Source organism: Streptomyces albireticuli, from assembly GCF_002192455.1.
Classification (GTDB): Bacteria; Actinomycetota; Actinomycetes; order Streptomycetales; family Streptomycetaceae; genus Streptomyces; species Streptomyces albireticuli_B.
Window position 1 is genome coordinate 3,351,262 of sequence record NZ_CP021744.1, and the last position, 12,582, is coordinate 3,363,843.

A 12,582-nucleotide genomic window follows, 5' to 3' on the forward strand; every position below is an offset into this window, starting at 1 on the left:
ACACTGCCTTGACCGGTTCGAACTGTCCGAGACGCGTCAAGGCTCCGGACGACAAACGCCGGACGGGAGGAAAAACCCCCGTCCGGCGTTTAACGGCGTATTTCGGTGTACATCGACCGCTCCTCCGGGGAGGAGCGGTCACCGCACCGGTGTCAGGCGCGGCGGCGCGAGGCCTCGTAGAGCACGACACCGGCGGCGACACCGGCGTTGAGCGACTCGGCGCCGCCCGGCATCGGGATGCGGACGCGGAAGTCGCAGGTCTCGCCGACGAGGCGGGAGAGGCCCTTGCCCTCGCTGCCGACGACGATCACGACCGGGCCCGACAGGGCGTCGAGCTCGTGCAGCTCGACGTCGCCGTCGGCCGCGAGGCCGACGACCGTGAGACCGGCCTTCTGGTAGCCCTCCAGCATCCGCGTCATGTTGGTGCAGCGGGCCACCGGGGTGCGGGCGGCGGTGCCGGCGGAGGTCTTCCAGGCGCTGGCGGTCATGCCGGCCGCGCGGCGCTCGGGGACGACGACGCCGTGGCCGCCGAAGGCGGAGACGGAGCGGACGACGGCGCCGAGGTTGCGCGGGTCGGTGATGCCGTCGAGGGCGACGATCAGCGGGTCCTCGCCGTCGTCGAACGCGGCGGCGGTGAGGTCCTCGGGGTGGGCGTACTCGTACGGCGGCACGGAGAGGACGAGGCCCTGGTGGTTCAGGCCGTTCGTCATCCGGTCCAGCTCGGGACGGGGGGCCTCCATGAGGTTGAGGCCCTTGTCCGCGGCGAGCTGGAGCGCCTCGCGGACGCGCTCGTCGTTGTCGATGTACTGCTGGACGTACAGGGTGTTGGCCGGCACGCCCTCGCGCAGCGCCTCGACGACGGAGTTACGGCCGACGACGAGCTCGTTGGTGCCCTTGGGGCCGCCGCGGCGCGGGGCCGGGCGCTTGGACTCGTGCCTGGCCTTGGCGCCGGCGATGCGGTTCTTCTTGTGGCCCTTCCGCATGGAGGCGGGCGGGGTCGGGCCCTTGCCCTCCAGGCCCCGGCGTCGCTGACCGCCGCTGCCGACCTGCGCGCCCTTCTTGTTGGACGTGCGGCGGTTCCTGCGCTGGCTGTTGCCGGCCATGGGTGCACCTGTTTCTTCACTGCTCAGAGCCGCTGGCCGCGACTTCTGTAAACGTACGTACGAAAAGTGTCCCTCAGGACGGTCGGCGACGCTCGGATCCTGGGTTAGGACAGGGACCAGCGGGGGCCGGACGGGGTGTCCTCGATGGCGAGGCCGGACTGCTGGAGCTGATCGCGGATCGCGTCGGCGGTGGCGTAGTCCTTGCGCCCGCGGGCGGCCTGGCGCTGCTCCAGCACCAGGCGGACCAGCGAGTCGACGACGCCGTGCAGGTCGTCCCCGCGGCCGCCGCCGGCACCGGCCCACTGCTCGTCCAGCGGGTCGAGGCCGAGGACGCCCAGCATGGCGCGGACCTCCGCCAGGCGGGCGACGGCGCCCTCCTTGTCGTCGGCGGTCAGCGCGGAGTTGCCCTGGCGGACGGTGGTGTGGACGATCGCGAGGGCCTGCGGGACGCCCAGGTCGTCGTCCATGGCCTCGGCGAAGGCGGGCGGCACCTCGGCGGCCGGCTCGACCGGGCCGGCCTTCTCGACGACGCGCTGGATGAAGCCCTCGATGCGCGCGAACGCGGACTCGGCCTCGCGCAGCGCCTCCTCGCTGTACTCGATCATCGAGCGGTAGTGCGGGGTGCCGAGGTAGTAGCGCAGCACGATGGGGCGCCAGTGCTTGACCATCTCGGAGACGAGGACGGAGTTGCCGAGCGACTTCGACATCTTCTCGCCGCTCATGGTGACCCAGGCGTTGTGCACCCAGTAGGCGGCGAAGGCGTCGCCGAAGGCCTTGGCCTGGGCGATCTCGTTCTCGTGGTGCGGGAAGATCAGGTCCAGGCCGCCGCCGTGGATGTCGAAGGCCTCGCCCAAGTACTTGTGGGCCATCGCGGAGCACTCCAGGTGCCAGCCGGGACGGCCGCGGCCCCAGGGGGTCTCCCAGGAGGGCTCGCCGGGCTTGGCGGCCTTCCACATGGCGAAGTCGCGGGGGTCGCGCTTGCCGGTCTCGCCCTCGCCGGAGGGCTGGAGGAGGTTGTCCAGCTCCTGGTTGGAGAGCTCCAGGTAGCCGGGGAAGGAGCGCACGTCGAAGTAGACGTTGCCGTCGGCCTCGTAGGCGTGGCCGCGCTCGATGAGGCCGCGCATCATCTCGACCATCTCGGTGACATGGCCGGTGGCGCGGGGCTCGTAGGTGGGCGGCAGGCAGCCGAGGACGTCGTAGCCCGTGTTGAAGGCGCGCTCGTTCTCGTAGCCGATGGACCACCAGGGGCGGCCCTGCTCGCCGGACTTCTTGATGATCTTGTCGTCGATGTCCGTGACGTTGCGGACGAAGGTCACGTCGTAGCCGCGGTAGGCGAACCAACGGCGCATGATGTCGAAGTTGAGCCCCGAGCGGATGTGCCCGATGTGCGGGGCGGCCTGCACGGTCGCGCCACACAGGTAGATCGAGACGCAGCCCGGGACGATCGGGGTGAAGTCACGGATCTGCCGGGCGCTGGTGTCGTACAGGCGAATGGTCACGCAACCAGGGTAGTGGCCCCTGAGCAGTGCCCCGGGCAATCGGCCGGTTCATTCGTCAGACGGCACACTTTGCCCCTTATTTGCTTTTTGCACCAAAAATACAATTCATCGTGGTAGCTTCCCGGCACGCCTTCCGCTTTCCCGGCGGGCGCCGCGGAACCCTGGAGGGACGTTGCACTCCACGCTGCCGGTACAGCACGAGCAGCCGGGTGCCCGCACGGAGCCGGCGCCGGGGACGGCGCGGGAGCCGGCGGGCGGCGCGGCACGGCACACCCGGCTGGGCGCCCTGGACGGGCTGCGGCTGTGCGCGGCACTGATGGTGGTGGCGTACCACTACCTCGCCTTCGGCAGCGGCGTCTGGGGCCGGCCGGCGGCGGAGGCCTTCCCCACGGCGCACCTGCCGGCGTCGTACGGCTGGCTGGGCGTCCAGCTGTTCTTCCTGATCAGTGGCTTCGTGATCTGCATGAGCTGCTGGGGCAAGGGCGTGGGCCAGTTCGCCGTCTCGCGCGTCACCCGGCTCTTCCCCGCGTACTGGTTCGCCGTACTCGCCGTGGCCCTGGCCGTCCATCTGTGGCCGCCGGGTGGCGAAACCCCCGAGCCGAGCGACATCGCGGTCAACCTGACCATGCTCCAGTCACCCCTGGGGGTGGATCCGGTCGACGGGGTGTACTGGACGCTCTGGATCGAGCTCCGCTTCTACCTTCTCTTCGCGCTCGTCGTCCGTAAGGGGCTCACGTACGGCCGCGCGGTCGGCTTCTGCGTGATCTGGGCCGTCGCGGCGGCCGTCGCGCGGGCGGTCGACAACCCGGTGCTCGACCAGGTGCTGATGCCGGAGGACTGCTGGTTCTTCATCGCCGGCATCGCCTTCTACCTGATGCACCGCTTCCGCCCGAACCTGGTGCTCTGGCTGCTCGTGACCGGCAGCTTCGTGGTCGCGCAGCACTATCTGCTGATCGCGCAGGCGCGGGCGGAGGGCCACATGGGCCACCGGGTACCGCAGTGGCCGACGGTGGCGCTGATGGCGTTCTTCTTCCTCGTCGTCATGGCCGTCGCGCTCGGCTGGACGCGACGCCTGGAGTGGCGCCCGCTGACCACCGCCGGAGTGCTGACCTATCCCCTCTATCTGATCCACGAGCGCCTCGGCTGGATGGTCATCGAGCACAACGCCGACCGGGTGCCGCGCCATGTGCTGCTGCCCGCGCTCGTGCTGACCATGCTCCTGGCGGCCTGGCTCGTCCACCGGCTCGTGGAGCGCCCGCTGGCCGGAGCGCTCGGACGGGGCCTGAGACGGGCCGTGACGGACATCCGGTCCGGGTGACACCCTCGCAGGAGGCGCTCCCGCGCCGACCTGTACCGGTCCTGCACAACCCCTGCACAAGATCGGTTACAGCAGGGGCTTGGAATTACGGGAGCGACGGGAGATAACTGTCACGGCGGTGCGTGGACTTTCTGTGTCAGCATGCGTGCGACCGGCGCCTGCGTAGGATGAGCCGACCAAATTCACTGGAAGAGGACGACATGCGTTTCGCCGGACGAGGTGAACTCGAGGGCGGCCGTGCAGCAGCCGTCCAGCGGTCCGCCCCACGGCTCTACGTCCTGGACGGGCTCCGGATCCTCGCGGCCCTGATGGTCGTGATATTCCACTACGTCTCCCTGCGGGGCGGCTGGGGGCAGGACACCAGCGACATCTTCCCCGAGCTGAAGCCGCTCGCCCAGTACGGGTGGCTCGGTGTGGAGGTCTTCTTCCTCATCAGCGGCTTCGTGATCTGCATGAGCACCTGGGGCCGCTCACTGGGCGACTTCGTGATGTCCCGGGTGTCCCGGGTCTATCCCGCCTACTGGGTCGCGATCGGGCTGACGACCTTGATCGTCTCGCTCTGGCCGCAGGTCCGCCAGGTGCACAGCTACGACGACGTCCTCACCAACCTGACGATGCTCCAGACGGGCTTCGGTGTCTGGGACGTGGACGGCGTCTACTGGACCCTCTTCGTCGAGCTGAAGTTCTACGTATTGTTCGCCATCGTGGTGGCCACGGGCGTGACGTACCGCAAGTGCGTGCTCTTCTGCGCCCTCTGGACCGTGGTCGCGATGACCTCCACCCAGGTGGACAGCAAGCTGCTCACCATGTGGGCCATGCCGCTGTACGCGCCCTATTTCGTCGCGGGCATCGCCTTCTACCTGATGTACCGCTATCGCCCCACGGCCCTCCTCTGGGGCATCGCCGGCCTCTCCCTGCTGCTCGCCCAGCACCACCTGACCAAGCGGGTCGCGGACAACTCCACGCACGACATCGCGGTCTGGCCGGCCCGGCTGATCGTCCTCGCCGCGTTCGTGATCATGGCCCTGATCGCGCTCGGCGCCTGCAACAGGATCCAGTGGCGGTGGCTGTCCACGGCGGGCGCGCTCACGTACCCGCTGTACCTGATCCACCAGTACATCGGCATGACGATCATCTACGCGCTGCGGGAGAAGCTGCCGCCGTACGTGCTGGTCGCGGGCCTGATCGTGGCGATGATGGGCGCGGCCTGGCTGCTGCACCGCCTGGTGGAACGCCCGATGGGCTCCTGGCTGCGCAAGATCATGCGGTCGAGCATGGACGAGGTGCGGCGGCACTCGCCGGCGGGGAAGGCGACGGACGCGGGGCGGGTGGCCGACAAGGTCATCCCGGCGCCGGACGCCGCCCCGGCCGTCACGCCGCAGCGGCTGCGCGCCTACGGGCCGGCGGAGCCGGACCGCGTGGGCGCGGGGCGCCCGGACGGCACCTGAGCCGGACAGGCTGATTTTTCAGCCCGTCCGGCGTTTGAGGACACCGCGCGGAGCGCGGAACCGGGGGCCCAGGGGCTTGCCCCCGGTTCGGGAAGGGGCGGGGCGGGGACAAAGCCGCCCGCAGGGCCCTAGATCGAGCCCACCACCCGCCGCGGAGAGACCCGCACCACCACCCGCTCCGCGTCATCCGCCGCCGCCGGGTTGAAGTCCGCGTAGTCCTTCCCCGTGTACTTCCGCGACAGCGCGTCGATCAGCTCCTGCCCGCCGTCCGTGGTCATCGTGACCGTCCCGCGGACCTCCGCGTACGTGTACGGCGCGTTGTGCGGGTTGATCATCACGCTCACGCGCGGGTCCCGCCGGAGGTTCGTCTCCTTGCGGCGGCCCACCGTGGTGGAGATCAGCAGGTCGTCGCCGTCGCGCGTGACCCACGTGACGGACAGCTGGGGACTGCCGTCGGGCTGGACGGTCGCCACGGTCGCGAAGACCGGGCTGTCGTCGATGAGCTTCTTCAGGTCGTCGGAGAGTGCGGCTGACACGACGGGTCCTTCCCTCGGGTGACGGGCGCGCGAGGCGGCGTGGGCTCACCGTAAGCCGCCGGGAACGCGAAAAGGGCCGTAAGGGGGCCGACAGCCCCCGAACAGCCCTCTCGGGTACTTCTCGCGCGTCGGCACGCCGTCCGGGCGCCACGGCGCCCGTGGGCCCGCCCGGCGGCGGGTCAGCGCGCCGTGCGGTACACCAGCGCCGTGGCGACGGCCGCGAGGCCCTCCCCGCGGCCGGTGAGGCCGAGCCCGTCCGTCGTGGTGCCGGAGACCGACACGGGGGCCTGGACGGCCTCCGAGAGGGCCTTCCGGGCCTCCTCGCGCCGGGTGCCGATCTTGGGGCGGACGCCGATCACCTGGATCGCCACGTTGCCGATCTCGAAGCCCTCGGCACGGACGATCCGGGCGGCCTCGGCCAGCAGGGTGACGCCGGCCGCGCCCGACCACTCGGGGCGGTCCGTGCCGAAGTGCGCGCCGAGGTCGCCCACGCCGGCGGCGGAGAACAGCGCGTCGCACGCGGCGTGCGCGGCGACGTCGCCGTCGGAGTGGCCCGCCAGGCCGTGCGAGGCGCCCTCCCAGAGCAGGCCCGCGCACCACAGCTCGCGGCCCTCCTCGAAGGCGTGCACGTCCGTGCCGATGCCCACCAGGGGCAGCGCCGGGGCGCCGGGGGTGTCAGAAGCCATCGTTGGCCCTCCTGCGGGCGAGTACGGCCTCGGCCAGGACGAGGTCCAGCGGGCGGGTCACCTTGAACGCCTCCTCGTGGCCGGGCACCACGACGACCGGGGAGCCGAGCCGCTCGACGAGGCCCGCGTCGTCCGTGGCGCCCTCGCCCTCGGTGGCGAAGGCGGCGAACTTCTCGTGCGCCGCGTCGAGCGTGCGCCGGTCGAAGCCCTGGGGTGTCTGCACGGCGCGCAGCAGCGCGCGCTCGGGGGTGCCGACCACCGGCTCGGGCTCGCCCGCGGCGGCGCCGGAGCGCGGCTCGACCTGCTTGACGGTGTCGGCCAGCGGCAGCGCCGGTACGACGGCGGGCGCGCCCGCGCGCACGGCGGAGATCACGGAGTCGACGGTCTCGACGGGCACCAGGGGGCGCGCGGCGTCGTGGACCAGGACCGTGGTGACGTCACCGGGAAGGGCGGCCAGGCCGCGGCGCACGGACTCCTGGCGGCTCTCGCCACCGGGGACGACCAGCAGCTCGGCGCGGTCGTGGCCGGTGAGCGGATACGCGTCGAGGAGGGACCGGACCTCGGCGGCGCCGTCCGGCGGGGCGACCACGACGACGAGGGAGACGGCGCGCGAGGCGGCCATCGACCGGACGGCGTGGACGAGCATCGGGGTGCCGTTGAGGGTGCGCAGCGCCTTGGGCGCACCGGGACCCAGCCGGACCCCGCGGCCCGCCGCGGGGATGACCGCGGCGGTGCGCGAAAGGGTGGCGGCGGGTGCTCGATCAGACATTGCGATGGCGTTCAGGTTTGCTTCCTCGGCCGAATTGGGTATGGCCTCAGCGTGCCGGGCACTCCGCTCCGACCAGCCCCTTCCGTGACAAGCTGGTCGGGTCGGCTGCCCGAGCCCGGCACACCAAGCACGGCGTGAACGGTCGACGCCCCGGCGCCACCGAGCAGAGATGCCGCAGCGCCCGGCGGATGACTGTCGTCATCGCGCGGGCACCGCGGCACTTCTTTACGTCCAGCACCTGGCCTCATGTCCAGCGCTGCGTCTGTCCAGCGCTGCGTCATGTGGGCGTGTCCTGGACGACGCCTCATGTCGTCACCACGCCGGGGCATGACGACGTCAGGACGCGAGGACCTCGTCGAGCAGGGCCTCGGCCTTGTCCTCGTTGGTGTTCTCCGCGAGGGCGAGCTCGCTCACCAGGATCTGGCGCGCCTTGGCGAGCATGCGCTTCTCACCGGCGGAGAGACCGCGCTCGCGCTCACGGCGCCACAGGTCGCGGACGACCTCGGCGACCTTGATCACGTCACCGGACGCGAGCTTCTCGAGATTTGCCTTGTAGCGACGGGACCAGTTCGTCGGCTCTTCGGCATACGGTGCGCGCAGCACCTCGAAGACCCGGTCCAGCCCGTCCTGGCCGACCACATCGCGCACACCGACGAACTCCGCATTGTCCGCCGGCACCCGAACCGTCAGGTCACCCTGGGCGACCTTCAGCACCAAGTAGGTCTTGTCCACGCCTTTGATCTGGCGAGTTTCGATGGCCTCGATCAGCGCGGCCCCGTGATGGGGATAGACCACGGTGTCGCCAACCTTGAACGTCATGTGACAGGTACCCCTTCCGTGGCTATCCAGTCTAACACGGGAACTGCCCGTTCTGAATGGCGTTTTCGCAGGTCAGGGCATATCTCGGGGCTTGACAACAGCAACCGGAACGTGCTGCGGGAGGGTTCCGGAAGCGGGTATTCGCAGGTCGGAGCGGTTCTTCGGGCGGGGCGAAACGGGCACGTTACACCCGCCCGGAGTCCCTCGCGCGCGGCCGAACGTCCCGTTTTGCCGGGGTCCGGTCGGCGGACTTCCGCTACTCCGTTCGGGGCGGGCCGTCCTTCGCCACCCGGATTCGGGAATTGATCACCCTGAACTTGATCAATTCCCGAACACCTTCCCGGACCCCCGCGCATTCCTCGCGGATAATCCCCCGCGCGGTGTGCGGGACGTTCCCCGAGGTGTTGATGGGCGATATTCGGCCGTGCGCCCGAGCGAGGACTAGTTGACCATGAGGGCGGGTCGGGTGCGGGGCGCCGGAGACGGGTCGGTAACCTGAGCGCGCTGACACACCTCTTACTTCGTCCAAGGAGATGCCGCCGCCGTGAGCAGCAGCCTTCGACGCGGCACTCTCGCCGCTTCCGCCCTCGTGCTCTCGATCGCCTCGCTCACCGCCTGTGCGGCGGGCAACAGCGCCCAGACGCTGGAGGTCAAGCCGGACAACGCCGCCACGTCGGTCGGCGACATCAAGCTCCAGAACATCAACGTGATCACCCAGCCGGACCTCAAGGCCACCGGCCCGGCCGTGATCACCGGCACCGTCTTCAACAACGGCCGCAAGGACCAGACGCTGGAGAAGATCACTCTTCCCGGCAAGTCCGGCGCGACCGTGAAGCTCACCCCGGCGGGCGGCGGCTCCGGCAGCCTCGTCGTGCCCGCGGGCCGCTCGGTCGTCCTCGGCGGCAAGGGCAACGCCACCGCGGTCCTGCCGAACGGCCGTGAGGCGATCAAGGACGGCGAGCAGCAGAAGCTGACCTTCGACTTCAGCGACACGGGCGACGTGAACATCGGCGCGTTCGTCGTCCCGGCGACCAGCTTCTTCAAGGAGTGGGGCCCCGAGGCGCCCGCTCCGGCGCAGTCCCCCAAGCAGGGCGACAAGCCCGGCAAGCCGTCCGGCACGCCCTCCGGCAAGCCCTCGGGCACCCCCGGGGCCCCGTCCGGCGCCGCGGGCGCCCAGCAGGGCGAGCAGGGCGGTGAGCGCCAGGAGGGCGCCACGCAGGGTGGCCAGCAGCAGGCCCAGGGCGGCCAGCAGCACGCCGGCCACTGACGGGGACACCCGGCCGACGCCGAGGGGCCCGGAAGCATTCCGCTTCCGGGCCCCTCGGCATGTCCCGTACGTCCTGTACGGCCCCGTACGAGGGCGGCGTGTCCCCCGTACGGGCGGTCCTCCCGCGCGCCGGCGGCAGGCCCGCCCCGTACGGCCGGGTCTCCTTACGGCTCGAACTTGTAGCCCAGGCCCCGGACCGTGACCAGGTAGCGCGGCGCGCCCGGGTCGGGCTCGATCTTGGCGCGCAGCCGCTTCACATGGACGTCGAGGGTCTTGGTGTCCCCCACGTAGTCGGCGCCCCACACGCGGTCGATGAGCTGCATCCGGGTGAGCACCCGGCCGGCGTTGCGCAGCAGCATCTCCAGCAGGTCGAACTCCTTCAGCGGCAGGTCGACCTTGCCGCCGGAGACGGTGACGACGTGCCGGTCGACGTCCATCCGGACCGGCCCGGCCTCCAGGGCGGCCGGCGAGACCTCCTCGGGCTCGCCTCTGCGGCGCAGGACGGCCCGGATGCGGGCCACCAGCTCCCGGGAGGAGAAGGGCTTGGTCACATAGTCGTCGGCTCCTATTTCCAGCCCGACGACCTTGTCGATCTCACTGTCCTTGGCCGTGACCATGATGACGGGGACGTTGGACCGCCCGCGGAGCTGCCGGCAGACCTCCGTGCCGGGGAGGCCGGGCAGCATCAGGTCGAGCAGGACGAGGTCGGCGCCGTTGCGCTCGAATTCGTCCAGCCCGTCGGGCCCGGTGGCCGCCACGGCGACCTCGAACCCTTCCTTGCGGAGCATGTAGGACAGAGCGTCGCTGAAGGATTCCTCGTCCTCTACAACGAGCACACGCGTCACGGATGGACCTCCGGTCGGGTTTCTGTGCGGGTACGGGGGGTCGCTTCCCGGCCGCGGTTCACGGACGGACCTCCCGGGTGGGGAGGGAGTCGTCGGGGAAGGAAGACATGGTTTCGTGCGGCTCCAGGAGCGTGTGGTCGCTGTAGGGGTCACGGTCGCGCACGGCGCCGGCCTCGGGGAGCCGCAGGGTGAAGGTGGAGCCCTGGCCCTCGGCGCTCCAGACCGTGACCTCGCCGCCGTGCGAGGCGGCGACGTGCTTGACGATGGCGAGGCCGAGGCCGGTGCCGCCGGTGGCGCGGGAGCGGGCCGGGTCGACGCGGTAGAACCGCTCGAAGATCCGCTCGCGGTCCTTCTCGGAGATGCCGATGCCCTGGTCGGTGACGGCGATCTCGATGAGGTCGCCGCCGGGGGCGGTGATGTGGCGGGCGGCGATGCCCACGCGCGTGCGCGCGGGGCTGTAGTTGACGGCGTTCTCCACGAGATTGCCGAGGGCGGCGGCGAGCTGGCCGCGGCTGCCCCAGACGTGCAGGTCGGCGGTGCCTCCGGCGGCCATGGTGATCTGCTTGGCGCCGGCCTGGTGGCGGCAGCGGTCGATGGCCTCGGCGACGAGCTCGTCGACGCGGACGGGCTCGGAGTCCTCCAGGGGGTCGTCGTTCTGCACCCGGGAGAGGTCGATGAGCTCCTGGACGAGGTTGGTCAGCCGGGTGGCCTCGATCTGCATCCGGCCGGCGAAGCGGTGGACGGCCTCGGGGTCCTCGGCGGCGTCCATGACGGCCTCGGAGAGCAGGGAGAGCGCGCCGACGGGCGTCTTGAGCTCATGGCTGACGTTGGCGACGAAGTCCCGGCGGACGGCCTCGATGCGGCGGGCCTCGGTGAGGTCCTCGACGAGCAGCAGGACCAGCCGGGAGCCGAGCGGCGCGACCCGGGCGGAGACCGCGAGGGCCTCGCCCCGGCCGGTGCCCCGGCGCGGCAGGTCCAGCTCGACCTGGCGTATCTCACCGTCGCGGCGGGTGTCGCGGGCCATCTGGAGCATGGGCTCGACGGCCAGCTTGCCACCGCGGACGAGTCCGAGGGCGTACGCGGCGGAGCTGGCCTTGACCACGGCGTCGGCCTCGTCGAGGACGACCGCGGAGGAGCGCAGCACGGAGAGGACGGTGTCGACGCCGGGCGGGAGCACGGCGTCGGTGTGCAGGGAGCTGCGGGTGGGCCTGGCCTGATCGCGCTCGCTCCAGCGGAACGCCAGCATGGCGATCACTCCGGTGCAGAGCCCGGCGATCGCTGCCGCTGCGGCGACTGCCGCGTCCACGTTCATGAGTCCAGGTTATGCGGGGGCGAGGACACATCCACAGCCAATCGGGGGGCACCTCGAACATACGTTGCCGAGAGTTCACCTTCAGGTCGGCGCCGGTTCACTCCTGAGGCCGACGGCCGTCGCGTTTCGGACGCAACGTGGGACCGTGGGCAGGACGTCGGATCCCTCGCCCCAGTGAATTTCCGGAGAAAGAGGTTCAAGCCATGCGGGACGCGTACCACGAGGAGCTCGACTCGATCGGCGAGAGCCTGGTCGAGATGGCACGGCTCGTGGGCTCCGCGATCGGGCGCGCCACCACGGCGATCCTGGACGCGGACCTCAAGCTGGCGGAGTCCGTGATCGCCGCGGACGCGAAGGTCGACGACCTTCAGCGGGACCTGGAGGCGCGGGCGATCGCGCTGCTGGCGCGCCAGCAGCCGGTCGCCACGGACCTCCGGATCGTGGTGACGTCGCTGCGCATGAGCGCGGACCTGGAGCGCTCGGGCGACCTCGCCCAGCACGTGGCGAAGCTGGCCAGGCTGCGCTTCCCGGAGACGGCGGTCCCGCGCGACCTGCACGCCACCATCCTGGAGATGGGCCAGCTGGCGCAGCGGCTGATGGCCAAGGCCGGCGAGGTGATCATCACCAAGGACGTCGACCTGGCGCTCCAGCTGGAGCAGGACGACGACGCGATGGACCTGCTGCACCGCGCCCTGTTCCAGCACCTGATGGACGACCGGTGGAAGCACGGCATCGAGACGGCCGTGGACGTGACGCTGCTGGGCCGCTACTACGAGCGCTTCGCCGACCACGCGGTCTCGGTGGCCAAGCGGGTGGTGTACCTGGTCACCGGGGAGCACGCGGACGAGCTCACCCAGTCCGAGGGGCGCACGGGCCCGGTGGAAGGCGCGTAATCGCCGCGCGTGCTTCCATGCGCCCCATACGCGCCCGTACAAGCGTGCGTGAGAGGCATTGACGGCCGAGGCGGGCAGTTCTTGACT

Annotated in this window: 12 protein-coding genes; 4 read left to right on the top strand and 8 right to left on the bottom strand. The window is 70.9% G+C overall.

The genetic code is table 11. The features are described from left to right. Positions 1 to 152 precede the first annotated feature (152 nt). A complete protein-coding gene (gene rlmB / locus SMD11_RS14120) occupies positions 153 to 1,103 on the bottom strand; it encodes a 23S rRNA (guanosine(2251)-2'-O)-methyltransferase RlmB (protein WP_087926813.1) in 951 nt (316 codons plus the stop codon). 104 nt (positions 1,104 to 1,207) lie between these two features. Further along, on the bottom strand, positions 1,208 to 2,602 hold the full coding sequence (gene cysS, locus SMD11_RS14125) for a cysteine--tRNA ligase (protein WP_087926814.1): 1,395 nt from the start codon (positions 2,600 to 2,602) through the stop codon (positions 1,208 to 1,210). A gap of 172 nt (positions 2,603 to 2,774) precedes the next feature. On the opposite strand from cysS, the gene SMD11_RS14130 reads away from it, so the two are divergent. Both SMD11_RS14130 and SMD11_RS14135 read left to right on the top strand, forming a co-directional pair. Further along, positions 2,775 to 3,920, top strand: coding sequence for an acyltransferase family protein (locus tag SMD11_RS14130; protein ID WP_234366033.1), 1,146 nt, complete (start codon positions 2,775 to 2,777; stop codon positions 3,918 to 3,920). Between the two features lie 200 nt (positions 3,921 to 4,120). Continuing rightward, entirely contained in the window at positions 4,121 to 5,368 is a 1,248-nt protein-coding gene (locus tag SMD11_RS14135) for an acyltransferase family protein (RefSeq protein WP_087926815.1), read from the top strand. A 128-nt stretch (positions 5,369 to 5,496) separates the two neighbouring features. Here the strand turns inward: SMD11_RS14135 and SMD11_RS14140 are convergent, their stop codons facing one another. The 4 genes from SMD11_RS14140 to SMD11_RS14155 all read right to left on the bottom strand — a co-directional run bounded on the left by SMD11_RS14140 (position 5,497) and on the right by SMD11_RS14155 (position 8,178). After that, positions 5,497 to 5,904, bottom strand: coding sequence for a PPOX class F420-dependent oxidoreductase (locus tag SMD11_RS14140; protein WP_087926816.1), 408 nt, complete (start codon positions 5,902 to 5,904; stop codon positions 5,497 to 5,499). 179 nt (positions 5,905 to 6,083) lie between these two features. Further along, the gene (gene ispF / locus SMD11_RS14145) at positions 6,084 to 6,590 is read right to left on the bottom strand and encodes a 2-C-methyl-D-erythritol 2,4-cyclodiphosphate synthase (protein WP_087926817.1); all 507 of its coding nucleotides are present in this window, start codon (positions 6,588 to 6,590) and stop codon (positions 6,084 to 6,086) included. Then, positions 6,580 to 7,359 carry a 2-C-methyl-D-erythritol 4-phosphate cytidylyltransferase gene (gene ispD, locus SMD11_RS14150; RefSeq protein ID WP_087926818.1) on the bottom strand — a complete coding sequence of 260 codons (780 nt, stop codon included), beginning with the start codon at positions 7,357 to 7,359 and terminating at the stop codon, positions 6,580 to 6,582. The genes ispF and ispD overlap by 11 nt, the downstream gene beginning before the upstream one ends. A 336-nt stretch (positions 7,360 to 7,695) precedes the next feature. Then, a complete protein-coding gene (locus SMD11_RS14155; protein ID WP_003953493.1) occupies positions 7,696 to 8,178 on the bottom strand; it encodes a CarD family transcriptional regulator in 483 nt (160 codons plus the stop codon). A gap of 544 nt (positions 8,179 to 8,722) precedes the next feature. Here SMD11_RS14155 and SMD11_RS14165 point away from each other — a divergent pair. Beyond that, complete coding sequence (locus SMD11_RS14165) at positions 8,723 to 9,445, top strand: DUF461 domain-containing protein (RefSeq protein WP_199843875.1); 723 nt, start codon at positions 8,723 to 8,725, stop codon at positions 9,443 to 9,445. Between the two features lie 164 nt (positions 9,446 to 9,609). Here SMD11_RS14165 and SMD11_RS14170 read toward each other — a convergent pair whose 3' ends face one another. Together SMD11_RS14170 and SMD11_RS14175 are read right to left on the bottom strand one after the other, a co-directional pair. Further along, positions 9,610 to 10,290 carry a response regulator transcription factor gene (locus SMD11_RS14170; protein WP_087926819.1) on the bottom strand — a complete coding sequence of 227 codons (681 nt, stop codon included), beginning with the start codon at positions 10,288 to 10,290 and terminating at the stop codon, positions 9,610 to 9,612. A 58-nt stretch (positions 10,291 to 10,348) separates the two neighbouring features. Beyond that, positions 10,349 to 11,602, bottom strand: a complete 1,254-nt coding sequence (locus SMD11_RS14175; RefSeq protein ID WP_087926820.1) for a sensor histidine kinase — start codon at positions 11,600 to 11,602, stop codon at positions 10,349 to 10,351. 203 nt (positions 11,603 to 11,805) lie between these two features. Here SMD11_RS14175 and phoU point away from each other — a divergent pair, with 203 nt between their 5' ends. After that, entirely contained in the window at positions 11,806 to 12,495 is a 690-nt protein-coding gene (gene phoU / locus SMD11_RS14180) for a phosphate signaling complex protein PhoU (RefSeq protein WP_087926821.1), read from the top strand. Positions 12,496 to 12,582 lie beyond the last annotated feature (87 nt).

Excerpts from the sequence above, each read along its gene's own strand:
- ispD (WP_087926818.1), bottom strand. The coding sequence starts at position 7,359 with ATGTCTGATCGAGCACCCGCCGCCACCCTTTCGCGCACCGCCGCGGTC.
- phoU (WP_087926821.1), top strand. The coding sequence starts at position 11,806 with ATGCGGGACGCGTACCACGAGGAGCTCGACTCGATCGGCGAGAGCCTG.
- SMD11_RS14135 (WP_087926815.1), top strand. The coding sequence starts at position 4,121 with ATGCGTTTCGCCGGACGAGGTGAACTCGAGGGCGGCCGTGCAGCAGCC.
- SMD11_RS14155 (WP_003953493.1), bottom strand. The coding sequence starts at position 8,178 with ATGACGTTCAAGGTTGGCGACACCGTGGTCTATCCCCATCACGGGGCC.
- rlmB (WP_087926813.1), bottom strand. The coding sequence starts at position 1,103 with ATGGCCGGCAACAGCCAGCGCAGGAACCGCCGCACGTCCAACAAGAAG.
- ispF (WP_087926817.1), bottom strand. The coding sequence starts at position 6,590 with ATGGCTTCTGACACCCCCGGCGCCCCGGCGCTGCCCCTGGTGGGCATC.
- SMD11_RS14175 (WP_087926820.1), bottom strand. The coding sequence starts at position 11,602 with ATGAACGTGGACGCGGCAGTCGCCGCAGCGGCAGCGATCGCCGGGCTC.